At 70.5% G+C, this 26,914-nt stretch carries 26 protein-coding genes; 19 read left to right on the top strand and 7 right to left on the bottom strand.

From position 1 onward, the window contains the following. Window positions 1-107 precede the first annotated feature (107 nt). Window positions 108-731, top strand: a complete 624-nt coding sequence (locus BIV24_RS20225; RefSeq protein ID WP_071367777.1) for an HU family DNA-binding protein — start codon at window positions 108-110, stop codon at window positions 729-731. 75 nt (window positions 732-806) lie between these two features. On the opposite strand, the gene BIV24_RS20220 is transcribed toward BIV24_RS20225, so the two are convergent. Beyond that, the gene (locus tag BIV24_RS20220; protein WP_071367776.1) at window positions 807-1,010 is read right to left on the bottom strand and encodes a hypothetical protein; all 204 of its coding nucleotides are present in this window, start codon (window positions 1,008-1,010) and stop codon (window positions 807-809) included. A 42-nt stretch (window positions 1,011-1,052) separates the two neighbouring features. Continuing rightward, window positions 1,053-1,700, bottom strand: a complete 648-nt coding sequence (gene cofC / locus BIV24_RS20215) for a 2-phospho-L-lactate guanylyltransferase (RefSeq protein ID WP_071367775.1) — start codon at window positions 1,698-1,700, stop codon at window positions 1,053-1,055. 189 nt (window positions 1,701-1,889) lie between these two features. Here cofC and BIV24_RS20210 point away from each other — a divergent pair, with 189 nt between their 5' ends. The 3 genes from BIV24_RS20210 (at window position 1,890) to BIV24_RS20200 (ending at window position 4,984) form a co-directional block, all read left to right on the top strand. After that, window positions 1,890-2,660 (top strand): lysophospholipid acyltransferase family protein, encoded by a 771-nt coding sequence (locus BIV24_RS20210; protein WP_071367774.1) that lies wholly within the window; start codon window positions 1,890-1,892, stop codon window positions 2,658-2,660. Continuing rightward, window positions 2,657-3,667, top strand: a complete 1,011-nt coding sequence (locus BIV24_RS20205) for an NAD(P)H-dependent glycerol-3-phosphate dehydrogenase (RefSeq protein WP_071367773.1) — start codon at window positions 2,657-2,659, stop codon at window positions 3,665-3,667. The genes BIV24_RS20210 and BIV24_RS20205 overlap by 4 nt, the downstream gene beginning before the upstream one ends. Before the next feature lie 159 nt (window positions 3,668-3,826). Further along, a complete protein-coding gene (locus tag BIV24_RS20200; RefSeq protein WP_071367772.1) occupies window positions 3,827-4,984 on the top strand; it encodes a D-alanine--D-alanine ligase family protein in 1,158 nt (385 codons plus the stop codon). Window positions 4,985-5,000: 16 nt separating this feature from the next. Here the strand turns inward: BIV24_RS20200 and BIV24_RS20195 are convergent, their stop codons facing one another. Continuing rightward, window positions 5,001-5,483: a DUF3515 domain-containing protein gene (locus tag BIV24_RS20195; RefSeq protein ID WP_071367771.1), complete on the bottom strand. Its 483-nt coding sequence runs from the start codon at window positions 5,481-5,483 to the stop codon at window positions 5,001-5,003. A 20-nt stretch (window positions 5,484-5,503) separates the two neighbouring features. Further along, the gene (locus BIV24_RS20190; RefSeq protein ID WP_071367770.1) at window positions 5,504-5,737 is read right to left on the bottom strand and encodes an Lrp/AsnC family transcriptional regulator; all 234 of its coding nucleotides are present in this window, start codon (window positions 5,735-5,737) and stop codon (window positions 5,504-5,506) included. Window positions 5,738-5,955: 218 nt separating this feature from the next. Here BIV24_RS20190 and BIV24_RS20185 point away from each other — a divergent pair, with 218 nt between their 5' ends. Further along, window positions 5,956-6,921, top strand: a complete 966-nt coding sequence (locus BIV24_RS20185; protein ID WP_071367769.1) for a thiamine-phosphate kinase — start codon at window positions 5,956-5,958, stop codon at window positions 6,919-6,921. A gap of 179 nt (window positions 6,922-7,100) precedes the next feature. On the opposite strand, the gene rpmB is transcribed toward BIV24_RS20185, so the two are convergent. Beyond that, on the bottom strand, window positions 7,101-7,286 hold the full coding sequence (rpmB, locus tag BIV24_RS20180) for a 50S ribosomal protein L28 (RefSeq protein ID WP_003993230.1): 186 nt from the start codon (window positions 7,284-7,286) through the stop codon (window positions 7,101-7,103). Between the two features lie 294 nt (window positions 7,287-7,580). Between rpmB and BIV24_RS20175 the strand changes: the two genes are divergently transcribed. From BIV24_RS20175 to mutM, 9 genes are all read left to right on the top strand, one after another. After that, window positions 7,581-9,269, top strand: coding sequence for a DAK2 domain-containing protein (locus BIV24_RS20175; protein WP_071367768.1), 1,689 nt, complete (start codon window positions 7,581-7,583; stop codon window positions 9,267-9,269). Between the two features lie 135 nt (window positions 9,270-9,404). Next, window positions 9,405-11,603 (top strand): ATP-dependent DNA helicase RecG, encoded by a 2,199-nt coding sequence (recG, locus tag BIV24_RS20170; protein ID WP_071367767.1) that lies wholly within the window; start codon window positions 9,405-9,407, stop codon window positions 11,601-11,603. Between the two features lie 104 nt (window positions 11,604-11,707). Beyond that, window positions 11,708-12,295, top strand: coding sequence for a 16S rRNA (guanine(966)-N(2))-methyltransferase RsmD (rsmD, locus tag BIV24_RS20165; RefSeq protein WP_071367766.1), 588 nt, complete (start codon window positions 11,708-11,710; stop codon window positions 12,293-12,295). After that, window positions 12,292-12,801 carry a pantetheine-phosphate adenylyltransferase gene (gene coaD, locus BIV24_RS20160; protein ID WP_071367765.1) on the top strand — a complete coding sequence of 170 codons (510 nt, stop codon included), beginning with the start codon at window positions 12,292-12,294 and terminating at the stop codon, window positions 12,799-12,801. The genes rsmD and coaD overlap by 4 nt, the downstream gene beginning before the upstream one ends. A gap of 122 nt (window positions 12,802-12,923) precedes the next feature. After that, window positions 12,924-13,970: a cell division initiation protein gene (locus BIV24_RS20155; RefSeq protein ID WP_071367764.1), complete on the top strand. Its 1,047-nt coding sequence runs from the start codon at window positions 12,924-12,926 to the stop codon at window positions 13,968-13,970. Window positions 13,971-14,136: 166 nt separating this feature from the next. Further along, on the top strand, window positions 14,137-14,781 hold the full coding sequence (locus tag BIV24_RS20150; protein ID WP_071367763.1) for a YceD family protein: 645 nt from the start codon (window positions 14,137-14,139) through the stop codon (window positions 14,779-14,781). A 2-nt stretch (window positions 14,782-14,783) separates the two neighbouring features. Then, entirely contained in the window at window positions 14,784-14,957 is a 174-nt protein-coding gene (gene rpmF, locus BIV24_RS20145; RefSeq protein ID WP_003951102.1) for a 50S ribosomal protein L32, read from the top strand. 19 nt (window positions 14,958-14,976) lie between these two features. Then, on the top strand, window positions 14,977-15,804 hold the full coding sequence (rnc, locus tag BIV24_RS20140; RefSeq protein ID WP_071367762.1) for a ribonuclease III: 828 nt from the start codon (window positions 14,977-14,979) through the stop codon (window positions 15,802-15,804). A 166-nt stretch (window positions 15,805-15,970) separates the two neighbouring features. After that, window positions 15,971-16,831, top strand: coding sequence for a bifunctional DNA-formamidopyrimidine glycosylase/DNA-(apurinic or apyrimidinic site) lyase (gene mutM / locus BIV24_RS20135; RefSeq protein WP_071367761.1), 861 nt, complete (start codon window positions 15,971-15,973; stop codon window positions 16,829-16,831). 74 nt (window positions 16,832-16,905) lie between these two features. On the opposite strand, the gene BIV24_RS20130 is transcribed toward mutM, so the two are convergent. After that, window positions 16,906-17,862: a CAP domain-containing protein gene (locus BIV24_RS20130; protein WP_071367760.1), complete on the bottom strand. Its 957-nt coding sequence runs from the start codon at window positions 17,860-17,862 to the stop codon at window positions 16,906-16,908. Window positions 17,863-18,003: 141 nt separating this feature from the next. Here BIV24_RS20130 and BIV24_RS20125 point away from each other — a divergent pair, with 141 nt between their 5' ends. The 5 genes from BIV24_RS20125 to ftsY all read left to right on the top strand — a co-directional run bounded on the left by BIV24_RS20125 (window position 18,004) and on the right by ftsY (window position 26,069). Further along, complete coding sequence (locus BIV24_RS20125; protein ID WP_079168403.1) at window positions 18,004-18,285, top strand: acylphosphatase; 282 nt, start codon at window positions 18,004-18,006, stop codon at window positions 18,283-18,285. A gap of 370 nt (window positions 18,286-18,655) precedes the next feature. Beyond that, on the top strand, window positions 18,656-18,859 hold the full coding sequence (locus BIV24_RS20120; RefSeq protein ID WP_043444185.1) for a hypothetical protein: 204 nt from the start codon (window positions 18,656-18,658) through the stop codon (window positions 18,857-18,859). Between the two features lie 221 nt (window positions 18,860-19,080). Further along, window positions 19,081-22,836, top strand: a complete 3,756-nt coding sequence (locus tag BIV24_RS20115; RefSeq protein ID WP_071367758.1) for an AAA family ATPase — start codon at window positions 19,081-19,083, stop codon at window positions 22,834-22,836. Window positions 22,837-23,096: 260 nt separating this feature from the next. Next, window positions 23,097-24,515, top strand: coding sequence for a sugar porter family MFS transporter (locus tag BIV24_RS20110; protein WP_071367757.1), 1,419 nt, complete (start codon window positions 23,097-23,099; stop codon window positions 24,513-24,515). Between the two features lie 351 nt (window positions 24,516-24,866). Next, on the top strand, window positions 24,867-26,069 hold the full coding sequence (gene ftsY, locus BIV24_RS20105; protein ID WP_071367756.1) for a signal recognition particle-docking protein FtsY: 1,203 nt from the start codon (window positions 24,867-24,869) through the stop codon (window positions 26,067-26,069). 101 nt (window positions 26,070-26,170) lie between these two features. Here ftsY and BIV24_RS20100 read toward each other — a convergent pair whose 3' ends face one another. Further along, window positions 26,171-26,833: a bifunctional DNA primase/polymerase gene (locus tag BIV24_RS20100; protein WP_071367755.1), complete on the bottom strand. Its 663-nt coding sequence runs from the start codon at window positions 26,831-26,833 to the stop codon at window positions 26,171-26,173. Window positions 26,834-26,914 lie beyond the last annotated feature (81 nt).

The following is a 26,914-nucleotide window of genomic DNA, read 5'->3' as shown; positions in this document are numbered from 1 at the left end:
CACAAGGGTGATTAGCCCGTTTCGTGTTTGATTTGCGGTATATATCTGCCTAACGTGCGAAAAAGCTTGAACACTTTCGTTCTGGTGATGTCTCCGAAGGGGAAGACGTGAACAAGGCGCAGCTCGTAGAAGCGATTGCCGACAAGATGGGTGGTCGCCAGCAGGCCGCCGATGCTGTCGACGCGGTCCTGGACGCCATCGTCCGCGCGGTCGTCGGAGGCGACCGGGTTTCGGTCACCGGCTTCGGTTCGTTCGAGAAGGTCGAGCGTCCGGCCCGGTACGCCCGTAACCCCCAGACGGGCGAGCGGGTCCGGGTCAAGAAGACCTCTGTGCCGCGCTTCCGTGCGGGACAGGGCTTCAAGGACCTGGTGAGCGGCACGAAGAAGCTCCCGCGCGGCGGCGAGGTCGCCGTCAAGAAGGCTCCCAAGGGCAGCCTCACCGGTGGCGCCGCGGTCACGGTCAAGAAGGCCGCGGCCAAGAAGGTCACCGCGAAGAAGGCGGCTGCGAAGAAGGTCACGGCGAAGAAGGCCGCGGCCAAGAAGGCGGCGCCCGCGAAGAAGGTCACGGCGAAGAAGGCGGCTGCGAAGAAGACCACCGCTGCGAAGACGGTCACGGCGAAGAAGGCCGCCGCCAAGAAGACCACCGCGAAGAAGGCTCCGGCGAAGAAGGCCCCCGCAAAGAAGTCCACGGCGCGCAAGACCACCGCCAAGAAGGCCACCGCCCGCCGTTGACCGAAGCGTACGGACACTCACGCGCCGGGCCGGGCTCCCAGCAGGAGCCCGGCCCGCGGTTTGTCCGGAGCGTCCTCAGAAGGTCTGCAGGGTCACCAGCGTGATCCGCCGGGCCTCACCCTCACCCTCGATCTCGATCCGTACCCGTTGCCCCGGGCGCAGCAGCCTGAGCCCGCCCGCGTCGAACGCGGGCGCGTCGAAGGGGAGAGGGGTGCCGTCGTCGAGCAGCACCTGGCCGGTGCGGGTCTCGGGGTCGTAGGTGTACGCGGTCGCCTGCATGGGGAAAGCCTATCGACCGGCCGCCGACCTCCGTGCCCCGTATCAGCCGCCGGGCTGTCCCGGGATGAGCAGGCGTGCGGCCGCCGCTGCCGTGCGGGGGCCGACGCCCAGGGTCAGGGCCGCGCGCAGGTCGTCGCCGGTGTCCACGTCCTGGCGTACGGAGTCCACCGCGTCGAGGGCGAGTTCCATGGCGCCCGAGGCGCGATGCCGCACCCGTGAATCCACGCCGAATGCCGGTCGCAATTCCCTGCCCCGGGTTGCGGACAGCAAGGTTGTGCCGATTCCGGCGGTATCGGGCAGAAATGCGCGCGGGAAATCGGCGGCCGCATCGAGTACCCGGGTCAACTCCCAGGGGCGCAGCGCCGGAAGATCGGCGTTGAGTGACGCCACGGCGCCGTCGGGGCGCAGCCGCCGTACGACCGCCGCCGCGTGCGCGAGCGCGGCGTTCAGGCCGCCCGCCTGCTCCTCCGGCACGATCCGGGCCCCCAGGGCCGCCAGCTCCCGCCCGGCGAGCGGGTCGTCCGTGACGACCGCCACATCACCGACCGCCGTGCAGGAGAGCGCGGCGGCCACCGTGTCCTGCGCGAAGGCGAGGGCGAGCCCCGGACGCAGCCCGTCCGTCGCGGTGTCCGAGAGCCTGCTCTTGGCCCGTGCAAGGGCTTTCACAGGTACGACCACAGTCCACTGCACGCGCGCTCCGTCCCGATCTTGTCGCGTCCATTGTCACCCGACCCACGCACAAGATCCCTGCGGCCCGTCCTGCGACTTGTGGTGAGGCGTACCGTGTTCTCGACAGACAGGCGGCCTGGGGCCACACTTGTGCGGCCCACAGCCCCCCGTGCCAGGCCCCGTGCCGGCTCCCTAGAGGAAGGTGTCCGCGTGCCCCGCCGCAGAATCGGCTTCTGGTACCGCTTCGCAGCGGTCCTCTGCAAACCGCCGCTGGTGGTTCTGCTCAAGCGGGACTGGCGCGGAATGGAGAACATTCCGGCCGAGGTCGGATTTATCACCGTGGTGAACCACAATTCCCATGTGGATCCTTTCGCCTACGCGCACTATCAGTACAACACCGGGCGTGTTCCGCGATTCCTCGCGAAGAGCGGCCTTTTCAAGAAGGGATTCGTGGGTGCCGCTATGCGCGGCACCGGTCAGATCCCCGTCTACCGCGAGAGCACGGACGCGCTCAGTGCGTTCCGAGCCGCCATCGACGCCGTGGAACGTGGCGAATGTGTCGCCTTCTACCCCGAGGGCACTCTCACCCGCGACCCGGCCGGCTGGCCCATGACGGGCAAGACCGGCGCCGCCCGCGTCGCCCTGCAGACCAAGTGCCCGGTGATCCCTGTCGCGCAGTGGGGCGCCAACGAGCTGCTGCCGCCGTACGCCAAGAAGCCCAACCTCCTTCCACGCAAGACCCACCACGTGCGCACGGGCCCGCCCGTGGACCTCACGCGCTTCTACGACAAGGAGATGACGCCCGAACTCCTGAAGGAGGCGACGGAGGTCATCATGGCCGCCATCACCCGCCAGCTGGAGGAGATCCGCGGCGCGAAGGCGCCCGAGAGGCGCTACGACCCGCGCGAGGTGCGCATCGAGCAGCGCCGGCGGAGCGCCCAACAGGAGAAGGCACGGCAGAAAGAGGGGCAGGGCCAGTGAACAAGCCGGTCAAGGTGGCTGTGTTCGGCACGGGATCGTGGGGGACGGCCTTCGGTATGGTCCTCGCCGACGCCGGATGCGAGGTCACCTTGTGGGCGCGCCGCCCTGAACTCGTCGAGGCGGTCAACTCCACCCGTACGAACCCGGACTACCTGCCGGGCGTCGAACTCCCCGAGAACCTGCGCGCCACCACGGACCCCGCCGAGGCCGCGCGCGCCGCCGACTTCGCGATACTCGCGATCCCCTCGCAGACCCTGCGCGGGAACCTCGCGGAGTGGACGCCCCTGCTGGCGCCCGACACGATCCTCGTCTCCCTGATGAAGGGCGTCGAACTCGGCTCCGCCATGCGGATGAGCGAGGTCATCGAGGACGTAGCCAAGGTCGGACCGGAACGCGTCGCCGTCGTCACCGGGCCCAATCTGGCCCGGGAGGTCGCCACCCGCATGCCGGCCGCCGCCGTGGTCGCCTGCACCGACGAGGCCGTCGCACGGCGGCTCCAGGCCGCCTGCCACACGCCGTACTTCCGGCCGTACACCAACACCGACGTCGTCGGCTGCGAACTCGGCGGCGCGGTCAAGAACGTCATCGGTCTGGCGGTCGGCATCGCGGACGGCATGGGCCTGGGCGACAACGCCAAGGGCTCGCTCATCACGCGCGGACTCGCCGAGACCACCCGCCTCGGACTCGCCATGGGCGCCGACCCGCTGACCTTCTCCGGGCTCGCGGGCCTCGGCGACCTGGTGGCGACCTGTTCGTCGCCGCTGTCGCGCAACCACACCTTCGGTACCAACCTCGGCAAGGGCATGACCCTCCAGGAGACCATCGCGGTCACCAAGCAGACCGCGGAAGGCGTCAAGTCCTGCGAGTCCGTGCTGGATCTGGCCCGTCGGTACGGCGTCGACATGCCCATCACGGAGACGGTGGTCGGTATCGTCCACGAGGGCAAGCCGCCTCTGGTCGCGCTCAAGGAGCTGATGTCGCGCAGCGCGAAGCCGGAACGACGCTGAGCGACCGCGCCCGCGGCGCCCGGTTCGCCTCAGGGGTGCCAAGGGGGCGCTCCCGAGAAGCGATCGCCCGGCCCCTCGGTACCGGCCTGTCCCCGCGGCTCACTCGGGTGCCCCTCGGCGCTGTCTCCCCGCAGTACCACCGGGTACGCTCAACGCGATATGAGCACCGAGAACCTCCCCCAAAGCCCTGAGCAGCCGCTTCGCAAGCCGCGCGTTGCCGTCGTCTTCGGCGGCCGCAGCTCCGAACACGGGATCTCCACGGTCACCGCCGGCGCCGTGCTGCGTGCCATCGACCGGACCAAGTACGACGTCCTGCCGATCGGTATCACCCGGGAGGGCCGTTGGGCGCTCACTGCCGACGCCCCCGAGCGCATGGCGATCACCGACCGCCGTACGCCGAACGTCGAGGACCTCGCCGAGTCGCACGAGGGCGCCGTGGTGCTGCCCGTCGACCCCTCCAGCCGCGAAGTCGTCTACAGCGAGCCCGGTTCGGTGCCCAAGGCGCTGGGCGAGGTCGACGTGGTCTTTCCCGTACTGCACGGCCCGTACGGCGAGGACGGCACTCTTCAGGGCCTCCTGGAACTGTCCGGCGTTCCGTACGTGGGCGCGGGTGTGCTCGCCTCGGCCGTCGGCCAGGACAAGGAGTACATGAAGCGGGTGTTCACCTCGTTCGGGCTCAAGGTCGGCCCGTACGTGGTGATCCGGCCGCGCGAGTGGGAGCGTGACGAGTCCGCCGCGCGCAAGAAGATCATCGACTTCGCGGGCGAGCACGGCTGGCCGTTGTTCGTGAAGCCCGCGCGCGCGGGTTCGTCGATCGGCATCACCAAGGTCGACGACCTTGCGGGCCTCGACGAGGCGATCGCGGAAGCCCAGCGGCACGACCCGAAGATCATCGTGGAGGCCGCGGTGCGCGGCCGCGAGATCGAGTGCGGCGTCCTGGAGTTCGAGGACGGGCCGCGCGCCTCGGTGCCCGCCGAGATCCCGCCGCCGGACGCGCACGCGTACTACGACTTCGAGGCCAAGTACATCGACTCCACGCCCGGCATCGTGCCCGCGCCGCTGACCGACGAGCAGACCGCCGAGGTCCGGCGGCTCGCGGTGGAGGCGTTCGAGGCCACGTCCTGCGAGGGGTTGGTGCGCGCGGACTTCTTCCTCGCCGAGGACGGGGAGTTCGTGATCAACGAGATCAACACCATGCCCGGCTTCACGCCGATCTCGATGTACCCGCAGATGTGGCAGGCGACCGGGGTCACCTACGGTGAGCTGGTGGACCGCCTGATCCAGGCGGCGCTGCGGCGTTCAACGGGCCTGCGCTAGCAGGTCCGCGCGGTGCTCAGGAGGCGATCCCCTTGGGGATCGCCTCCTTGATGGCGGGAGCCAGACCGACGAGCGGCGCCATGCCGTCGTCCGTGCGCGCCTTGGGCAGGCTCACCTCGACGTACGCCGTGCGCAGCGTCGTGGTGAAGCGGAACGAGCCGTCGTTCTGCTTCTGCAGGAGCCAGCCGACGCCGTTCACCTCCACGCCGTCCGCCTTCGGATCGTCCATCTCCGCAGGCTTCGCCACCCCGCAGCGCAGTATGATCGCCGGGCTTCCCCAGCCCGCCGTGAGCGCGGACCGGGGCTCGGGATCGTTCCGGTCGAGGCCGACCACCGTGCGCGGCAGCACCTTGTCCAGGTTCTGGCACAGCTTCGTGACCTTCGGGCCCGGGCTGGGAACCGCGGTCGGGGGGCTGCCGTCACTTGAGGAACAGCCCGTCACGGTGATCAGCAGGGCGAGAACGGGCAGACCGAGCGGTCGGTGGCGGAAGAAGTTCACCGGCCAAGCGTAGACGGGGGCTACAGATGCACGACCGGGCAGGTCAGGGTGCGGGTGATCCCGTCCACTTGCTGGACTTTCGCCACCACCATGCGACCGAGTGCGTCGACGGTGTCGGCTTGGGCGCGCACGATGACGTCGTAGGGGCCCGTGACGTCCTCGGCCTGGACGACCCCAGGGATCTTGCTGATCGTCTCGGCGACGGTCGACGCCTTGCCGACCTCCGTCTGGATCAGGATGTACGCCTTTACCACGGAACCTCCAAGGCGGCCACGAGGATCATGTGGGGAGAAGAGACGCCACGGTATCGCGTCGCCGCATGCCGCGGGGAGACCCACGGGGGCTGTGGCGTGAGTGCCGGGGAACACCGGCAGCACAAGTTGACGGTCGACTCGTATCCACCGAGGACCGTACCCAGAACGATGACAGCTCGCGACCGGGCGCGGCAGGCGAGAGAAGGGGACGAACGACGATGAAGGGCACCGTGGGCGAGCTGGGCGAGTTCGGGCTCATCAGGGAGCTCACCTCCCGGCTCACCACCACCCCGGCGGTCCGGCTCGGCCCCGGCGACGACGCCGCGGTGGTGGCCGCACCCGACCGCAGGGTGGTGGCGAGCACCGACATCCTGCTGGAGGGCCGGCACTTCCGCCGTGACTGGTCCACGGCGTACGACGTCGGGCGCAAGGCGGCCGCGCAGAACCTCGCGGACATCGCCGCGATGGGCGCCGTGCCGACCGCACTGCTGCTCGGTCTCGTCGTTCCGGCCGACCTGCCCGTGGCCTGGCCCACCGAGCTGATGGACGGCCTGCGCGACGAGTGCCAGGTCGCGGGCGCGGCCGTGGTCGGGGGCGACGTCGTAGGCGGCGACACGATCATGATCTCGATCACCGCGCTCGGTGATCTGCGCAACCACGAGCCCGTCACCCGGGCCGGCGCCCAGCCCGGCGACGTGGTCGCCGTCACCGGCTGGCTGGGCTGGTCCGCGGCCGGGCACGCGGTGCTCTCCCGCGGTTTCCGCTCGCCCCGTGCGTTCGTCGAGGCGCACCGGCGCCCCGAGCCGCCCTACCACGCGGGTCCGGCCGCCGCCGGGCTCGGCGCGACCGCGATGTGCGACGTCAGCGACGGGCTCATCGCCGACCTCGGGCATATCGCGGAGGCGAGCAAGGTCCGGATCGACATCCGCTCGGGCGCCATCGACATCCCGTCCCAGATGAACGACATCGGGCAGGCCGTGGGCGTCGATCCGATCCAGTGGGTGCTCACGGGGGGAGAGGACCACGCGATCGTGGCGACCTTCCCGCCGGACGTGAAGCTGCCGGCGCGCTGGAAGGTGATCGGCGAGGTGCTCAACCCGTCGGCGCTGCCCCAGGTGACGGTCGACGGGGCGCCGTGGACCAGCAAGGGCGGCTGGGATCACTTCGGGGGCATCGAGTCGTAGGACGCCGAAGAGGGACGCCGCGGGCGGGGCGCGGCGTCAGCGGTCTGCGCGAAGGGGGCTGCGAGCGGTGGTGCCGTGCTCCTGGCGGTGCCGTCGCGCGGACACAGCAAAAAGCCGGTCCACACTCGGTGGACCGGCTTAGTGCAGCGAACCAGCGTGGCCGCGCGCTTAACTGGACGTCAGCGCGAGACCTTGCCGGCCTTGATGCACGAGGTGCAAGCGTTCACGCGCTTCGGCGTCCCGCCCACCACGGTACGCACACGCTGGATGTTCGGGTTCCAGCGGCGGGACGTACGGCGGTGCGAGTGCGAGATGTTGTTGCCGAAGCCCGGCCCCTTGCCGCAGACGTCGCAGTTGGCAGCCACGGGTCACTCCAAAGACTTCAGATGCACTTACGGTTGATCCCGGCATGCCGGGATCGAGATCGTAGGATCTGAGTGGCACTGCCAGGGGGAAATGCCCGATCTGGATCGGGCAACCGGGGCAGCATACAACGACTGCGCCCGTAGAACGAAACTACCACGGCCGCCCCGGACCCCGCTCCGGCCCCCGGACGAGTCCCGGAGCCTTCGGCGGGGCGTCCGCCCGGCCCACCTCCAGCCCGGACCCGCCCCTGGGTCTACGCTGCCTGACACGTCCAGCAGCTCAAGGAGGCACAGGTGGCGCAGGTGCCGCAGCCATTGGATGCTCTCGCGGTGCGCACCTGGTGCGGTCTCGCGCTTCGGGCGTTGGGACGGGCCCGCGAGGAGATCGACGCGATCAACGTCTATCCCGTGGCCGACGGCGACACCGGCACCAACCTCTATCTGACCGTGGAGTCGGCCGCCGCGGCCGTCGAGGCGGTATTCGAAGGTCACGAGGCGGGCGCCGAGGCCGGTGCGCAGCGGCCGACGCTCGCCGACGCGGTCCAGGCCATGGCACACGGCGCGCTCATCGGGGCGCGCGGGAACTCCGGGACGATCCTCGCCCAGCTGCTGCGGGGCATGGCCCAGGTGCTCGCCGCCGACGCCGGGAGCGCCCACACCGACGCACAGGGACTGCGGCTCGCCCTCCGGCAGGCGGCCGACTCCGCGCGGCAGGCCGTCGCACACCCCGTGGAGGGCACCGTCCTGAGCGTCGCCTCGGCCGCTGCGGACGCGATCATCGGCACCGAGGGCGACTGCGGCGCCGTCGCACGGGCGGCGTACGAGGGGGCGAAGGCGGCCCTCGCGGCGACACCTGGGCAGCTCGCGGCCCTGAAGCGGGCCGGTGTGGTCGACGCGGGCGGCCTCGGGCTGGTGGAGGTGCTCGCGGCGCTGGTGGAGACGTTCACGGGAGAGGTGCCGCGGCTGCCCGAGGGGTCGAGGCAGAACGTCCACGCGCGCGTGGACGGCGTCACGCCTGCCGCTGCCCAGGAGCGCGCGGACACCTGTGCGGAGGAAGGCGGTCCCGCGTACGAGGTGATCTACCTCCTGGAGGCCGGCGACGCGGCCGTGACGCGGCTGCGGGAGCGGCTCGACGCGCTCGGGGACTCACTCGTTGTGGTCGGCGGGGACGGGCTGTGGAACGTCCATGTGCACGTCGACGACGCAGGCGCCGCCGTCGAGGCGGGGGTCGAGGCCGGGCGGCCGTACCGGATCCGGATCACGCACTTCGCCGCCGGGGACGTGCACACCGCGGGCGCCGGACGGCCGCCGCGCGAGCGCGCCCAGCGTGCCGTGGTGGCCGTGGTGCCGGGGGAGGGGCTGGCCGGGCTCTACCGGGAGGCCGGGGCGACCACCGTGCTCGCCCGGGCCGGGGAGCCGCCGGCCAGCGGGGAGCTGGTGGCGGCGGTGCGGCGGGCGCACGCGCGCGAGGTGGTGCTGCTGCCCAACGACGCGGACCTGCGCCACACGGCCGCCGCGGCGGCCGAGCAGGCACGGGCGGAGGGCGTCCGTGTGGCGCTGATCCCGACCCGGTCCGCGGTCCAGGGCATCGCGGCGCTGGCCGTGCACGAACCGGATCGACGCTTCGACGAGGACGTCGTGGCCATGACGTCGGCGGCCGGCGCGACGAGGTACGCCGAAGTCGCGGTCGCGGAACGGCAGTCCTGGACGATGGCCGGCGTCTGCCAGGCGGGCGACGTCCTCGGCCTGATCGACGGCGATGTCGCGGTCATCGGCTCGGACGTCACGGCGACCGCCGAGACGGTCCTGGACCGCATGCTCGCGTCCGGCGGCGAGATGGTCACCCTGGTCCTCGGCGACGAGGCCCCCGAGGCCGTCGCGGCGCACCTGGAGGCCCGGGTGCGCGAGTCGTATTTGGCGGTCGACACCGTGGTGTACCGCGGCGGCCGGCAGGGGCCGCTGCTGCTGATCGGCGTGGAGTGAAACGGTGCCGTCGGCTCCCGGCCCGGTCCCGGTGGCGCGATGACCGTCGAAGGCGGACCGCCCTGGGCTGCGAACAATGCGTCTGACCAGCGGATTTGCAGGACGCCTACGGCGTTGTCGGTGTTGTGGTGTGCAATGGATCCCGTGCCCGCACTGCAAGAACCACTGAAGAAGGTGCTCGGCCCCGCCACCGCGAAGGTGATGGCCGAGCACCTCGGCCTGCACACGGTCGGAGACCTGCTCCACCACTATCCGCGCAGATACGAGGAGCGCGGGCAGCTCACCCACCTTGCCGACCTCCCCATGGACGAGCACGTCACGGTGGTGGCCCAGGTCGCCGACGCCCGCCTGCACACCTTCGCCTCGGCCAGGGCCCCGCGCGGCAAGGGCCAGCGGCTGGAGGTCACCATCACCGACGGCAGCGGCCGCCTTCAGCTCGTCTTCTTCGGCAACGGGGTGCACAAGCCTCACAAGGAGCTCCTGCCGGGCACCCGCGCGCTCTTCGCGGGAAAGGTCTCCGTCTTCAACCGCAAACTCCAACTGGCCCATCCAGCATACGAGTTGCTGCGCGGCGAGGATGTGACGGAGACGGTGGACAGCTGGGCGGGCGCCCTGATCCCCCTCTACCCCGCCACGGCCAAGCTGGAGTCCTGGAAGATCGCCAAGGCGGTGCAGACCGTGCTGCCGAGCGCCCAGGAGGCCATCGACCCGCTGCCGGACTCCCTCCGTGGCGGAAGGGGCCTGGTGTCCCTGCCCGAAGCCCTCCTGAAGATCCACCGTCCGCACACCAAGGCGGACATCGCCGAGGCCCGCTCCCGTCTCAAGTGGGACGAGGCATTCGTCCTCCAGGTCGCCCTTGCCCGCCGCCGCCACGCCGACGCCCTGCTTCCGGCGGTGGCCCGCGTCCCGGGCCCGGACGGCCTGCTGAAAGCCTTCGACGCCCGACTTCCCTTCACCCTCACCGAGGGGCAGCAGAAGGTCTCCCAGGAGATCTTCGACGGCCTGGCCACCGAGCATCCGATGCACCGGCTCCTGCAGGGGGAGGTGGGTTCGGGAAAGACGATGGTCGCCCTGCGCGCCATGCTCGCGGTGGTGGACGCGGGCGGGCAGGCCGCCATGCTCGCTCCCACCGAGGTGCTCGCCCAGCAGCACCACCGGTCGATCGTCGAGATGATGGGAGAGCTGGCCGAGGGAGGCATGCTGGGCGGTGCCGAGCAGGCCACCAAGGTGGTGCTGCTCACCGGCTCCATGGGTGCGGCCGCGCGGCGGCAGGCGCTGCTCGATCTCGTCACCGGAGAGGCCGGAATCGTGATCGGCACGCACGCGCTGATCGAGGACAAGGTGCAGTTCCACGACCTCGGGCTGGTCGTGGTCGACGAGCAGCACCGGTTCGGGGTGGAGCAGCGGGACGCGCTGCGTGGCAAGGGGAAGCAGCCGCCCCACCTGCTCGTCATGACGGCCACACCCATCCCGCGCACGGTCGCCATGACCGTCTTCGGTGACCTGGAGACCTCCGTCCTCGACCAGCTCCCGGCCGGGCGCAGCCCGATCGCCAGCCATGTGGTCCAGGCCGCGGACAAGCCGCACTTCCTGGCCCGCGCCTGGGAGCGGGTGTGCGAGGAGGTGGCGAGCGGGCACCAGGCCTACGTCGTCTGCCCGCGCATCGGGGACGAGGACGAGGCGCCGAAGAAGAAGTCCCCCGAGGATGAAGCCGAGAAGCGCCCGCCGCTCGCGGTCCTCGACATGGCCGAGCAACTCGCCAAGGGGCCCCTCCAGGGGCTCCGGGTGGAGGTCCTGCACGGGCGTATGCAGCCGGACGACAAGGACGCGGTGATGCGCCGGTTCGCCGCCGGCGAGACGGACGTCCTGGTCGCGACAACGGTCATCGAGGTCGGCGTCAACGTGCCCAACGCCACCGTGATGGTGATCATGGACGCCGACCGTTTCGGGGTCTCGCAGCTCCACCAGTTGCGCGGCCGTGTCGGCCGGGGCTCGGCGCCGGGGCTGTGCCTCCTGGTCACCGAGATGCCCGAGGCGAGCGCGGCACGCCAGAGACTGGGCGCCGTGGCGTCCACCCTCGACGGCTTCGAGCTGTCACGTATCGATCTGGAGCAGCGGCGCGAGGGCGATGTCCTCGGCCAGGCCCAGTCCGGTGCCCGCTCCTCGCTCCGCGTGCTCGCGGTCATCGACGACGAGGAGATCATCGCAGAGGCACGGGAGGAGGCCACCGCGGTGGTCGCCGCTGATCCGGACCTGGAACACCTCCCCGGCCTGCGCACGGCACTCGAGGCACTCCTGGACGAGGAGCGGGAGCAGTACCTGGACAAGGGGTGAGCGAGGCGATCAGGAGGAGCATGGAGGGCAGGTGCGCTCCGCGGTGCTTTCGGCTGAGAGACTGGAGGCGTCACCGCACGCGCACACCGACAAGGACCGAAGAGATGACCCGCGTGATCGCCGGCCGAGCCGGCGGGCGCCGTCTGGCCGTCCCGCCGGGGAACGGCACCCGTCCCACTTCCGACCGGGCGCGCGAGGGGCTCTTCTCCACCTGGCAGTCCCTCCTCGGCGGCCCGCTCGACGGCGAGCGGGTCCTCGACCTGTACGCGGGCTCGGGCGCCGTCGGTCTGGAGGCCCTGTCCCGCGGGGCCGGGCACACCCTCCTCGTCGAGGCCGATGCCCGGGCCGCCCGGACCGTCCGTGAGAACGTCAGGGCGCTCGGCCTCCCCGGTGCCGAGGTCCGGGCGGGCAAAGCGGAACAGATCGCCCAGTCGCCGGCACCGGCCCAGCCGTACGACATCGTCTTCCTGGACCCGCCGTACGCGGTCTCCGACGACGATCTTCGCGAGATTCTGCTCACACTCCGTACCGGGGGCTGGCTCGCGGCCGAGGCCCTCGTCACCGTGGAGCGCAGCACCAGAGGCGGAGAATTCCCGTGGCCGGACGGCTTCGACGCGATCCGGGCCCGTCGCTACGGCGAGGGGACGTTTTGGTACGGTCGCGCCGCCTCTACGTGCGAAGACGCACGATGACCGGACCGGAGAGCGAGGGATCACAAGTGCGCCGCGCCGTTTGCCCCGGGTCGTTCGACCCGATCACCAACGGACACCTCGACATCATCGCCCGTGCTTCCAAGTTGTACGACGAGGTGTACGTCGCCGTGATGGTGAACCAGTCCAAGAAGGGCCTCTTCGGCATCGAGGAGCGGATGGACCTGATCCGCCAGGTCACCGCCGCGTACGAGAACGTCGTCGTGGAAGCCCACCACGGCCTCCTCGTCGACTTCTGCAAGCAACGCGACATCCCCGCCATCGTCAAGGGCCTGCGCGCCGTCAGCGACTTCGACTACGAACTGCAAATGGCGCAGATGAACAACGGCCTCTCCGGTGTGGAGACCCTCTTCGTCCCCACCAACCCCACCTACAGCTTCCTGTCCTCCTCGCTGGTGAAGGAGGTCGCGGCCTGGGGCGGCGACGTCTCCCACCTGGTGCCGCCGGTCGTCCTGGAGGCCCTCAACAGGCGCCTGAGCAAGGGCTGAACGAGCCCGCGCCGGACCCCTCGGAACCTGACAGTCCGTCACCCGGTGTCGGGCTGGGCGGGAGTGGTCGTACAGTCGACCCGACCGTCTCCAACCCAGCTGTAGAGAGTGGCGAGCACACGGTGGACGTGCAGAACAAGCTCGACGAGATCGTCGCGATGGTCTCCAGCGCCCGGGCCATGCCCATGTCGGCCTCGTGCGTGGTCAACCGCGCCGTACTGCTCTCGATGCTCGAGGAGGTACGCGCGGCGCTGCCCGACTCCCTGGCCCAGGCCCAGGAGATGATCGGCGACCGTGAGCACATGGTCGAGCGGGCCCGTCAGGAGGCCGAGCGGATCATCGAGAACGCGCACACCGAGCGCGGCTCCCTGATCTCCGACACGGAGGTCGCCCGCCGCTCCCAGGGCGAGGCCGACCGCATCCTCACCGAGGCCCGTCAGGAGGCCGAGGAGGTCCGCGTGGAGGCCGACGACTACGTCGACTCCAAACTCGCCAACTTCGAGGTCGTCCTCACCAAGACCCTCGGCTCGGTCGGCCGCGGCCGCGAGAAGCTCCTCGGCACCGGTCCCGGCCTCGACGAGCAGGGCCGCGAGGACGAGGACGCCCCGGAGCGCAGCCACGACCCCGAGACCCTGCGCCGCGACGCCGACGCGTACGTGGACGCCAAGCTCGGCGCCTTCGAGGCCGTTCTCGCCAAGACCCTGGAGGCCGTCGGCAAGGGCCGCCAGAAGCTGCAGGGCCGTATCGCCACCGATGACCTCGGCGCGCTCGCCGACGACACGACGACCATCCAGCACTCCAGCGACGCCGACTACCTCGCCGATCTCGCGGCCCTCGCCGATCCCCCGGCCCGGACCCCCGCCGCCCCGGCCCAGCAGATTCAGCCGGCCTACGCGCAGCAGCAGGACCCGTACGCGTACCAGCAGGCCGACCAGTACGGCTATCAGCAGCCGTACGGCCAGCAGGACGCGTACGGCTACCAGCAGGCCGACCCGTACGCCGTCTACCCGCAGGCGCAGCCGTACGACCAGCAGGCCGCGTACGACCAGGGGCAGGGGCAGCAGCAATACGCCCAGGACAACAGCCTCGACGAGACCAGCCTCTTCGACACCAGCATGATCAGCGCCGAGCAGCTACGGGAGTACGAACAGGGACGCGGCGGTCACTGAGCGTCCCGGACGCGCGGGGCTCCGGCCCTCCGGGTGCACCGGATTGGGCCGAGAGCAAAAGGTCCAGTATCCTGGCTCTTCGGTCGCGCGTACCCTCCGCGATCAGCGCTGCCCGGAACACCGCGGGACGGCGTCCCTCTGCGAGTTTTGAAGACCGAAAGCAGGAATGGCCCTGAACGCCCACCTTGACCACCGCAACCCCTTCGTGTTCGACACGCACGAGCTGGGTCGGCGTCCTGGTGCGCTGCAGCGCCTGAACCGCACGGTCGACGCCCCGAAGAACTTCGGTATCCAAGGGGTCGTCGGAGTGCCCGAAGGCGCACCGGTGGAGCTCGAACTCCGACTCGAGTCGGTCATGGAAGGGGTGCTCGTCACGGGTACCGCCCGTGCATCGGCCGAGGGGGAGTGCGTAAGGTGTCTGGAGCCGCTGGAGCTGGAGCTCGACGCGGACTTCCAGGAGATGTTCTCGTACCCTGACGCCGACGACCGGGGCCGTCCTGTGACGGAACCCGGCGACGACGCCGAGGACGACGAGGGCAGGCTCTTTCTCGAGGACGGCCTGTTCGACCTCGAACCTCTGCTGCGCGATGCGGTGGTGCTCGCACTGCCGATGCAGCCGGTGTGCCGGGAGGACTGCCCGGGCCTGTGTTCCCAGTGCGGGGCACGGCTCGCGGACGACCCGGACCACCACCACGACGCCGTCGACATCCGTTGGGCGGCACTGCAGGGACTCGCCACTTCACTCGAAGCAGGCGATAAGGACGAGATGAGCGGCGCCGAAGCGGGCGTCGACGAGAAGCAGGAGAAGTAGCCGTGGCTGTTCCGAAGCGGAAGATGTCGCGCAGCAACACGCGCCACCGCCGGTCGCAGTGGAAGGCTGCGGTCCCCACCCTGGTTGCGTGCGAGCGCTGCCACGAGCCCAAGCAGCAGCACATCGCGTGCCCCTCGTGCGGCACGTACAACAAGCGTCAGGTCCTCGAGGTCTGAGCGGCTGGTGAGAGGTCTGATGTCTGACGCCAAAAGCAGTCCCCGCAGCGGGGGTCCGGCGGACAACATGGCCTCGTCCCACACGCTTCTGGAAGGGCGGCTCGGCTACAAGGTCGAGTCCGCCCTTCTGGTGCGTGCGCTGACTCACCGTTCCTACGCATACGAGAACGGCGGTCTGCCGACGAACGAGCGCCTGGAGTTCCTCGGGGACTCCGTCCTCGGCCTCGTCGTCACCGACACGCTGTACCGCACCCACCCCGATCTGCCCGAAGGCCAGCTGGCCAAGCTGCGGGCCGCGGTGGTCAACTCGCGTGCGCTGGCGGAGGTGAGCCGCGGGCTCGACCTCGGCGCCTTCATCCGGCTCGGCCGGGGTGAAGAGGGCACGGGCGGCCGGGACAAGGCATCCATCCTTGCCGACACCCTCGAAGCGGTGATCGGCGCTGTCTATCTCGACCAGGGACTGGACGCGGCGGCGGAGCTGGTGCACCGCCTGTTCGACCCGCTGATCGAGAAGTCCTCGAATCTCGGTGCCGGCCTGGACTGGAAGACCAGCCTCCAGGAGCTGACCGCGACGGAGGGGCTCGGCGTGCCCGAGTACCTGGTCACGGAGACCGGCCCGGACCACGAGAAGACCTTTACTGCTGCCGCCCGCGTCGGAGGCGTCTCGTACGGCACCGGCACCGGCCGCAGCAAGAAGGAGGCGGAGCAGCAGGCCGCGGAGTCGGCCTGGCGCTCCATCCGCGCCGCCGCGGACGAGCGCGCGAAGGCGGCGGCCGAGGCGGAGAAGTCCCCGAACGGGGGCGTCGGCACCGCTTCGGCCCCGACGAGCGGCCCGGCCACGGCCTGAATCCTTCACTTTGGACCCCGCCCCGGCGACCGCGCCGGGGCGGGGTCCGTTTCATGAGGTGAGCGAACCTGGTCTGCCGCTGCCGCCCGGTCCACCACTTCGGCCTCACCTGGTGGGGAGGTACCCTGCGCTCGTCGGCCCCCGTTCACCCCTCCGAAGGAGCCCCGTGCCCGAGTTGCCCGAGGTCGAAGTCGTGCGGCGTGGTCTGGAGCGCTGGGTCGCCCACCGGACCGTCTCTGACGTCGAGGTGCTTCACCCGCGCGCCGTCCGCCGGCACATCGCGGGCGCCGAGGACTTCACGCACCGGCTGAAGGGGGAGTGCCTCGGCACCCCGAGCCGCCGCGGCAAATACCTCTGGATCCCGGTCGAAACCACCGGTACGGCGATCCTGGCCCACCTCGGCATGAGCGGTCAGCTCCTCGTCCAGCCGCACGACGCCCCCGACGAGAAGCACCTGCGCATCCGTGTCCGCTTCGACGACGACCTGGGCACCGAACTCCGCTTCGTCGACCAGCGCACCTTCGGCGGTCTCTCGCTCCACGACACCGCCCCCGACGGACTGCCCGACGTCATCGCGCACATCGCCCGCGACCCCCTCGACCCGTCCTTCGACGACGAGGCCTTCCATCAGGCGCTGCGCCGCAAGCGCACGACCATCAAACGGGCCCTGCTCGACCAGTCGTTGATCAGCGGCGTCGGCAACATCTACGCGGACGAGGCCCTGTGGCGCGCCCGCGTGCACTACGAGCGCCCGACCGCGAACTTCACGCGTCCGCGCACGGCCGAACTCCTCGGCCACGTAAGGGATGTGATGAATGCCGCGCTTTCCGTCGGCGGTACCAGCTTCGACAGCCTCTACGTCAACGTCAACGGGGAGTCGGGCTACTTCGACCGGTCGCTGGACGCGTACGGCCGCGAAGGACTGCCCTGCCGACGCTGTGCCACGCCCATGCGCCGCCGCTCCTGGATGAACCGGTCCAGCTACTTCTGCCCGAAGTGCCAGCGGGCGTCGCGCATCACGCCGTAGGGCGCTGGGCGGGCGTCCCGCCCTGCCGCGTGCACTTGCCGCCGGCGGCCTGCCCGCTCGGCGGCTCCTCCTCGTCAGTAACCGAAGTCCTGCGTCCACCAGGGGCCGCCGGTCTCGAAGTGCACCCCGACACCCAGCGTCGTGAAGTCGCAGTTCAGTATGTTCGCCCGGTGGCCGGGGCTGTGCATCCAGGCGTCCATCACGCTCTGGGCGGTTGCCTGGCCGCGGGCTATGTTCTCGCCGCCCAGGCCGGTGATGCCGCGTGCCTTCGCACGGTCCCAGGGGTCGTTGCCGCTGGGGTCGGTGTGGTCGAAGAAGTCCCGCGCGGCCATGTCCGCGCTGAACGCCTCTGCCAGTCTGGTCAGGTCGCCGTCCGCGGACACCGGGCGGCAGCCCACCTTGGCCCGCTCCTGGTTGACCTGCATGATCACCTGGCCCTCGACCGTGGTCGCGGCGGACGACCTCCCCGTCGGGACGGTCTTCGGCTTCTTCGTGGCCGCCTGCGTCGGCGGTGCGCTCGTCGTCTTCGATGCCGTCGAAGACGGGGTCCGCGAGTGCCTCTGCGCCGGTATCGCCGGGGAGGCCGAGGCCGAGGCCGAACTCGAGGCCGACATCGACGGGGTCGCGGTTGGCGTGGCCGTACGGCCGGAGTGACGGCTGGTGGACGTGGACCCGCGGTCGTCCGCGGTGCCGTTCGTGCCGCCCTGCTCGGTCTCGGAACCCGACGCGGTGATGCCCCCGGCCCGTGTGTGGCCGGGGTCGCCGCTCACCTTGAAGTGGTTGCCGCCGGGCAGCACGCCGGTGGCGACCGCCACCGTGCCCAGCGCGACGGCCGCGGAGACGCCCAGCAGACCCGTGCGCACCGGGGCGGCGGCCTTCTTCCTGCGGCGCGAGCGGGTCGCGCGCCGCTCGTCCTCCAGGACCGCGGCGAAACCGTAGAGATTCTCGGGTCCGTAGCGCTCCGTAGAAGTGTCACGCTTCTGCGTGCCCCCCTCGGCGCGGCCTGCGTCGGCGCGTCGGTGGCGTCCCATCTGCCGGCCTTCCTGGTCTTGCGATCAGCGCCACTCACTCGATCGAGTGAGTTCCCCTATGAGATGTATGGGTCGGGACGGTACCGCATGACGCAGGGGGAGGAAGTGCCCGCAGGCGCATTGGCCGGTTAGCGTGCAGCCATGAACGACGATGCACGGCTCGTCGCGTGGGTACGCGGATGTGTTCAAGGTGTGGGCTTCCGCTGGTTCACACGGGCCAAGGCGCTGGAGATCGGCGGCCTGTGTGGTTTCGCTCTCAACTTGGACGACGGACGGGTCCAGGTGGTCGCCGAGGGCTCCCGGGAGGGATGTGAGGGGCTGCTGGAGTGGCTCCAGGGCGACGACACACCCGGGCGGGTGGATGGAGTCACTGAGATTTGGGGCACGCCTCGCGGCGGTTACGACGGTTTCGGGGTCCGCTGAGCCGGGGCCGTGACGCCGTCCCGCGGAGGCGGAGGGGCATGCCGTCGGCACCTGCCCGGATCGGAAAGGCCCTGGTGGTTGCCAAGAACAGCTCGTCATGGAAGGCTCCGCGGGTACGGATGATCCCCACGCCCGCAGGAGTCGCAGCGCCGCCCGTCCAGGGCCGCGTGCCCCCGGGCCGCCCGCCCACACAGGGCGTGATCGTGTTGACCGTCAAACTTTTTGGTGAGACGCTGAAAGCCCCGCGCACCTTAGCTGTTTGGCATGTGAGAACGGCGGCAAGAACCCAAGAGTGCCAAGCACCGCGGGTGCGAATCCCTCACGACCCACACCGCTTCGGTCGGTCACTCAGTGTGGAGGACCATCCATCATGGCAAAGGCGCTTCTCGGTTACGTCGGCGGCTCCGACCCGCGACTCCTCGCCGAGATGCGACGGCTCCAGCAGCGCGTTCAGGAACTCGAATCCGAGCTCGTACGGATCCAGGCGGAGAACGACGCGCTGACGGCTGCCGCTTCTCACGACAGGATCATGGAGAGCATCGACGCACACCAGGCGGAGCCTGCGCTCACCTGATCACTGCATCGCTCCACGACAACAGAACAAGCAGTGGTTGGGCTGCCCGTATCAACCGCTCAGTTGTCAGAGTTGCAAGGGACGCCTCGGCGTCCCTTCTTTCTTGCCCCCGCGCACCCCTCCTCCTTAACGGATGGTGTGCCCTGCACGTTCATGGGCGAAACCGCGGGGTTGCCGGGGTTCACAGTGCGAGACAGGGGTGGGAGGTAGAGTCCAGCCGCGTGCACCTCAAGGCTCTGACCCTCCGCGGGTTCAAGTCGTTCGCCTCGGCGACCACACTCCGGTTCGAGCCGGGGATCACCTGCGTCGTGGGGCCGAACGGCTCGGGCAAGTCCAATGTCGTGGACGCGCTCAGCTGGGTCATGGGCGAGCAGGGGGCCAAGTCGCTGCGCGGCGGCAAGATGGAGGACGTCATCTTCGCCGGCACCACCGGACGCCCGCCGCTCGGCCGCGCCGAGGTGTCCCTCACCATCGACAACAGCGACGGCGCACTGCCCATCGAGTACGCCGAGGTCACCATCACGCGGATCATGTTCCGCAACGGCGGCAGCGAGTACCAGATCAACGGCGACACCTGCCGCCTCCTCGACATCCAGGAACTCCTCTCCGACTCCGGCATCGGTCGCGAGATGCATGTGATCGTCGGCCAGGGTCAGCTCGACTCCGTCCTGCACGCCGACCCCATGGGCCGCCGCGCCTTCATCGAAGAGGCCGCGGGCGTGCTGAAGCACCGCAAGCGCAAGGAGAAAGCGCTGCGGAAGCTGGACGCCATGCAGGCGAACCTCGCCCGCGTCCAGGACCTGACCGACGAACTGCGCCGCCAGCTCAAGCCGCTGGGACGGCAGGCGGCGGTCGCCCGCCGGGCGGCCGTCATCCAGGCCGACCTCCGGGACTCGCGACTGCGCCTGCTCGCCGACGACCTCGTACGGCTGCGCGAGGCACTCCGGGCCGAGATCGCGGACGAGGCCGCGCTCAAGGAGCGTAAGGAAACCGCCGAGGCCGACCTGAAGAAGGCCCTGCAACGCGAGGCGCTCCTGGAGGACGAGGTGCGGCAGCTGACGCCGCGTCTTCAGCGAGCCCAGCAGACCTGGTACGAGCTGTCGCAGCTCGCCGAGCGGGTACGCGGCACGATCTCGCTGGCCGACGCGCGCGTGAAGAGCGCCACCTCCGCACCCCCGGAGGAACCGCGTGGGCGCGAACCCGAGGACCTGGAGCGCGAGGCCGCCCGCATTCGCGAGCAAGAGGCCGAACTGGAGGCCGCTCTGGAGGCGGCCGAGCGCGCGCTGGAGGACACCGTCGCGCACCGGGCGGAGCTGGAGCGCGAACTGGCGGTCGAGGAGCGGCGGCTGAAGGACGTGGCCCGTGCCATCGCCGACCGCCGAGAGGGCTTGGCCCGGCTGAAAGGGCAGGTGGGCGCCGCCCGCTCCCGCGCCGCCTCCGCCCAGGCCGAGATCGACCGGCTCGCCGCAGCCCGGGACGCGGCGCAGGAGCGTGCCGCCCTGGCCCAGGAGGAGTACGAGGCTCTCAAGGCCGAGGTCGACGGACTGGACGAGGGAGAAGCGGACCTCACCGAGCAGCACGAGGCGGCGAAACGGGACCTGGCCGGCGCCGAGGCGGCCCTGTCGGCGGCCCGGGAGGCGGCCACCGCCGCCGAGCGCCGGCGCGCCGCGGTCGCGGCCCGGCACGAGGCCCTCGCGCTGGGCCTGCGCCGTAAGGACGGCACGGGTGTGTTGCTGGGAGCGACGGATCGTCTCTCCGGCCTCCTGGGCCCGGCGGCCGAGCTGCTGTCGGTGGCCCCCGGCTACGAGGTTGCGCTGGCCGCGGCCTTCGGCGTAGCCGCGGACGCCATTGCCGTGACGGACCCGTCCTCGGCGGCCGACGCGATCCGGTTGCTGCGCAAGCAGGACGCGGGGCGCGCGGCACTGCTGCTGGCGGGGCCGCCGGAGAGCGAGTCCCGGTCCGGTGGCCTCGGCGTGGTCGTCCCCTCGGGGGCCGAGGTGTCCGAGGTGGCCGAGGACCTGCGGGGGCGCGGGTCCGGCGACGGGCGGGACGCCGCGCCTGCCGGGGGGCAGACGTTCGGTCCCGGCGGGCGGCCCTGGGTCGCGACGCGTGACGGCGAGCCCGCGCAGACACCGGACCCTGTGGGCAGCGCTCTCCGGTGGTCCCGTTCCGGCGTGCCCCTGTTCGCCTCCGACCTGGTCCGCGGTCCCGAAGAGCTGATGCCCGCCGTCCGGCGGCTGCTGCGCGGCATCGTCGTGGTCGGCGCGCTCGAAGACGCCGAGGAACTCGTCGATGCGCGCCCCGACCTGACCGCCGTCACCGCCGAGGGCGATCTCCTCGGGGCGCACTTCGCGCACGGCGGGTCCGCCGGGGTGCCGAGCCTGCTCGAAGTACAGGCCTCCGTTGACGAGGCCGCCGCCGAGCTGCAGGAACTCGCCGTACGCTGCGAGGAGTTGACGGATTCCCAGCGGCGGGCGGGCGAGCGTCGCACGGAGTGCGCCGCGCTCGTCGAGGAGCTGGGAGAGCGGCGAAGGGCGACCGAGCGGGAGAAGTCCGCGGTCGCACAGCAACTGGGACGGCTGGCCGGGCAGGCGCGGGGCGCGGCCGGGGAGGCCGAGCGCTCCACCGTCGCCGCGGCCCGTGCCCAGGAGGCCCTGGACAAGGCGGTCCTGGAGGCCGAGGAACTGGCCGAGCGGCTCGTCGTCGCCGAGGAGATGCCGGTCGAGGAGGAGCCGGACACCTCCGTACGCGACCGGCTCGCGGCCGACGGGGCGAACGCGCGGCAGACCGAGATGGAGGCCAGGCTCCAGGTCCGTACGCACGAGGAGCGGGTCAAGGGGCTGGCCGGACGCGCCGACTCGCTCGACCGGGCCGCCCGCGCCGAACGTGAGGCACGCGTGCGTGCCGAGCAGCGGCAGGCCAGGCTGCGGCATGAGGCCGCCGTCGCCGAGGCGGTCGCCTCCGGTGCCCGGCAGTTGCTCGCCCATGTGGGGGTGTCCCTGGGGCGGGCGGACGAGGAGCGCACCGCGGCCGAGGCCGTCAAGGCGCGCCGTGAACAGGAACTCGCCGCGGCCCGCACCGAGGGCCGCGATCTCAAGGCGGAGCTCGACAAGCTCACGGACTCGGTTCACCGCGGGGAGGTGCTCGGCGCCGAGAAGCGGCTGCGTATCGAGCAGCTGGAGACCAGGGCGCTGGAGGAACTCGGGGTCGAACCGGCGGGACTGATCGCCGAGTACGGCCCCGATCAGCCGGTGCCGCCTTCCCCGCCCGCCGAGGGCGAGGAACTCCCCGAGGATCCCGAACACCCGCGCAACCAGCCCCGGGCGTTCGACCGGGCCGAGCAGGAGAAGCGGCTCAGGGCCGCCGAGCGGGCCTACCAGAAGCTCGGGAAGGTCAACCCGCTCGCCCTGGAGGAGTTCGCGGCGCTGGAGGAGCGTCACAAGTTCCTCAGTGAGCAGCTGGAGGACCTGAAGAAGACGCGTGCCGATCTGCTGCAGGTGGTGAAGGAGGTCGACGAGCGCGTCGAGCAGGTCTTCACGGAGGCGTACCGGGACACGGCCCGCGAGTTCGAGGGCGTCTTCAGCCGGTTGTTTCCGGGGGGCGACGGGAGGCTCGTACTCACCGACCCCGACAACATGCTCACCACGGGTGTGGACGTCGAGGCACGTCCACCGGGCAAGAAGGTCAAGCGGCTGTCCCTGCTCTCCGGCGGGGAGCGGTCGCTGACCGCCGTGGCGCTGCTCGTGTCGATCTTCAAGGCGCGGCCCAGTCCGTTCTACGTCATGGACGAGGTCGAGGCGGCGCTCGACGACACCAACCTGCAGCGGCTGATCCGGATCATGCAAGAACTGCAGGAGGCCTCGCAGCTGATCGTGATCACGCACCAGAAGCGGACGATGGAGGTGGCCGACGCGCTGTACGGCGTCTCCATGCAGGGCGACGGTGTGTCGAAGGTCATCTCGCAGCGCCTCCGCTAGATATCCGCCGGGTACACCGGCCACGACCTGCATATATCCAAGATTTCAATTCTTGAATTCAAACCCTGGAGCTTCGGGTGGCTGGGGCGCTGCAAAGGTCAAATTGACTTCGGAACTTGAAGGCATAGTCTCGGCAACATTGCTTTTACCTTCAGGGGTGAGCGGTGTGCGCGGTGTGCCATCGGACCGTCGGGCGCACCCGCCCACCTGAAAGGGCTCACCCCCACGCGGCAGCGCTGCCGTAGCCCCAGGAGTTACATGTGACCAGCACAGTGCAGGCACCTCAGTCAGGAGCCAGGACGGCTCCGCCCGAACATCTCGGGCATGTCATCTTCATCGCGGCGGCGGCCGCGATGGGCGGCTTCCTCTTCGGCTACGACAGCTCCGTGATCAACGGTGCCGTCGAGGCCATCCGGGACCGCTACGACATCGGCTCCGCTGCGCTGGCCCAGGTCATCGCCATAGCCCTGGTCGGGTGTGCCCTCGGTGCCGCCACCGCCGGCCGCATAGCCGACCGCATCGGTCGCATCCGGTGCATGCAGACCGCCGCGGTCCTCTTCAGCATCAGCGCGGTCGGCTCCGCTCTGCCGTTCAGCCTGTGGGACCTCGCCTTCTGGCGCGTCGTCGGTGGCTTCGCCATCGGCATGGCCTCCGTGATCGGCCCTGCCTACATCGCCGAGGTCGCCCCGCCCGCCTACCGTGGCCGGCTCGGCTCCTTCCAGCAGGCCGCGATCGTCGTCGGCATCGCCATCTCGCAGCTGGTCAACTGGGGTCTCCTCAACGCCGCGGGCGGCGACCAGCGCGGCCACCTGATGGGCCTGGAGGTCTGGCAGGTCATGCTCGGCGTGATGGTCGTCCCGGCCGTCCTCTACGGTCTGCTCTCCTTCGCCATCCCCGAGTCCCCCCGCTTCCTGCTCTCCGTCGGCAAGCGTGAGCGCGCCCGCGAGATCCTCGCCGAGGTCGAGGGCGAGGGTGTCGACCTGGACACCCGCGTCGCCGAGATCGAGCACGCGATGAAGAGCGAGCACAAGTCGACGTTCAAGGGCCTGCTCGGCGGCGGCTTCTTCTTCAAGCCGATCGTCTGGATCGGCATCGGCCTGTCGGTCTTCCAGCAGTTCGTCGGCATCAACGTCGCGTTCTACTACTCTTCGACCCTGTGGCAGTCGGTCGGTATCAACCCGTCGGACTCCTTCTTCTACTCGTTCACGACGTCGATCATCAACATCGTCGGCACCGTGATCGCGATGATCTTCGTGGACCGCATCGGCCGCAAGCCGCTCGCGGTCATCGGTTCGGTCGGTATGGTGATCGGCCTCGCGCTGGAGGCCTGGGCGTTCTCGTATCACCTGGTCGACGGCAAGCTGCCGAGCACCCAGGGCTGGGTCGCCCTGATCGCCGCCCATGTGTTCGTCCTCTTCTTCGCCCTGTCCTGGGGCGTGGTCGTCTGGGTCATGCTCGGCGAGATGTTCCCGAACAAGATCCGCGCCGCCGCCCTGGGAGTGGCCGCCTCCGCCCAGTGGATCGCCAACTGGGCCATCACCGCGAGCTTCCCGTCGCTGTCCGACTGGAACCTCTCCGCGACCTACGTGATCTACGCGGTCTTTGCCGCGCTCTCCGTCCCCTTCGTCCTGAAGTTCGTGAAGGAGACGAAGGGCAAGGCGCTGGAGGAGATGGGCTGATCCGCCCGTCCGGGCTCGAGGGAGAGGGGTCGCGTCCCTCTCCGCGGATCCCGCCGCCCGGCACGACGTCCCCCTTCGCCTTCGCCTGACGGAAGCGAAGGGGGACGTCGGCTGCGCGGGGCGTCGGACAATAGGGGTGCGCGGTCGTGTCACGACCCCTTCATGAGTCGTGGCACACCTCGGGACGCTGCTCTGCGTACCCGACAAACCCAGTCATACCTGACCCGTTGTGACTCCACCCCGAGGGGCTTTCGGCCGACACGAGGCCGGATCGCGCCGGCCCGGCGGGGCGGCGCGATCCGCGCGTACAACGAACGGCCGAGCGGCGGGTCACGCCATACTTGAGGCGTTATGGAAATTGTCATCCTTGCTGTAGTCATCGCCGTGGTGGTGATCGGCGTGCTCGGCGGGCTCATCGTCGGCAGTCGCCGGAAGCGGCCGCTGCCCCCGGCCCCGCCCACACCACCCGACATCACCGCCCCTCCGGCCGAGCCGCACGTCGGCGACGAGGCCGAGACACCGCGCGACGAGGAGCGCCGGACGATCGAGGAGGTGGATCTTCCCGACGGCCCCGCCGTAGTGGTCGTCGAGGAGCCGCCGACCGTCGAAGCGCCCCCGATCGAGATCCCCGAGCCCACCGCCGGTCGTCTGATCCGTCTGCGCACCCGCCTCTCCCGCTCGCAGAACGCCCTTGGCAAGGGGCTGCTCACGCTCCTGTCCCGCGAGCACCTCGACGACGAGACCTGGGAGGAGATCGAGGACACTCTGCTCACCGCCGACGTCGGTGTGCAGCCCACGCAGGAGCTGGTCGAGCGGCTGCGCGAGCGTGTGAAGGTGCTCGGCACCCGTACCCCCGAGGAGCTGCGCGCTCTGCTGCGCGACGAACTGCTTCAGCTGGTCGGTACCTCCATGGACCGCACCGTCCGCACCGAGCCCGAGACCAGCAAGCCGGGCATCGTGATGGTCGTCGGTGTCAACGGCACCGGCAAGACCACCACCACCGGCAAGCTCGCCCGTGTCCTTGTGGCCGACGGCCGCACGGTCGTCCTCGGCGCCGCCGACACCTTCCGCGCCGCCGCCGCCGACCAGCTGCAGACCTGGGGCGAGCGGGTCGGCGCGCACACCGTGCGCGGACCCGAGGCCGGCGACCCCGCCTCCGTCGCCTTCGACGCGGTCAAGGAGGGCAAGGAGATGGGTGCCGACGTCGTGCTCATCGACACGGCGGGCCGCCTGCACACCAAGACCGGCCTCATGGACGAGCTGGGCAAGGTCAAGCGCGTCGTCGAGAAGCACGCCCCGCTGGACGAGGTGCTGCTCGTCCTCGACGCCACGACCGGGCAGAACGGTCTCGTCCAGGCCCGTGTCTTCGCCGAGGTCGTGGACATCAGCGGCATCGTGCTCACCAAGCTCGACGGCACGGCGAAGGGCGGCATCGTGGTCGCGGTCCAGCGCGAGCTGGGCGTGCCGGTGAAGCTGGTCGGTCTCGGCGAGGGCGCCGACGACCTTGCCCCCTTCGAGCCGGAAGCGTTCGTGGATGCGCTTATCGGCGACTGACGCACCACACGAGGCGTACGGCGTCCCCGGCGGCGTACGCGCAGAAGGGCCCCATCACATGCGGATGTGAGAGGGGCCCTTCGCCGTGCTGTCCAGCGGGGCTATGCGCGTGAGCGGTGGGCCACGTAGGCCAGCGTGCCGATCAGCAGGCGGGCCGCCGGCGGTTTCGTCGCCGAGTCGAGGGCGGGGGAGCGCAGCCAGCGGACCGGGCCCAGGCCGCCGCGGTTCGAGGGCGGGGCCGTGATGTAGCTGCCCGGGCCCAGGGCGTGCAGATCGAGGGACGTGTCGTCCCACGCCATCCGGTACAGCAGGTCGGGCAGCTCGGCCGCGGAGCCCGGGGCGACGAAGAAGTGGGCGCGGCCGTCAGGGGTGGCCGTCACCGGGCCGAGCGGCAGCCCCATGCGCTCCAGCCGGGCCAGTGCGAGCCGTCCGGTCGCCTCGGCAACCTCGATCACGTCGAACGCGTGGCCGACCGGCAGCATCACCGCGGCACCCGGGACCTCGGCCCAGGCTCCGGTCGCCTCGCCGAGCGTGGCACCCGCACGCACGATGGGCGTGTGGTCCAGTGGATGCGCGCCGGGCGCCGCGCAGTCCGTCCTGCCACACGAGCATGCCCCTGCAACCGCCCGGGCACCGGGCACCACGTCCCAGCCCCACAGGCCGGTGTACTCGGCCACGGCGGTGTACTCCGACGAGCGGCCCCGGCGCCGTGCGCCGGGCCGGATTTCGCGGATCCCCCGCGTGACGCCGATCGTGAAGCCCATGCCCCCTCCAACGGGTCCAGCGCGCCCGTAGTTACGCAAAGGGAGCGCGAAGTGACCTTGTGTTCCCTTCCTGTTGGCGGT

The sequence above is a fragment of the Streptomyces colonosanans genome, from assembly GCF_001866645.1.
GTDB classification, from domain to species: Bacteria; Actinomycetota; Actinomycetes; order Streptomycetales; family Streptomycetaceae; genus Streptomyces; species Streptomyces colonosanans.
Note: the sequence above shows the minus strand (reverse complement) of the source record. Positions and strands in the feature narration are given on the sequence as shown.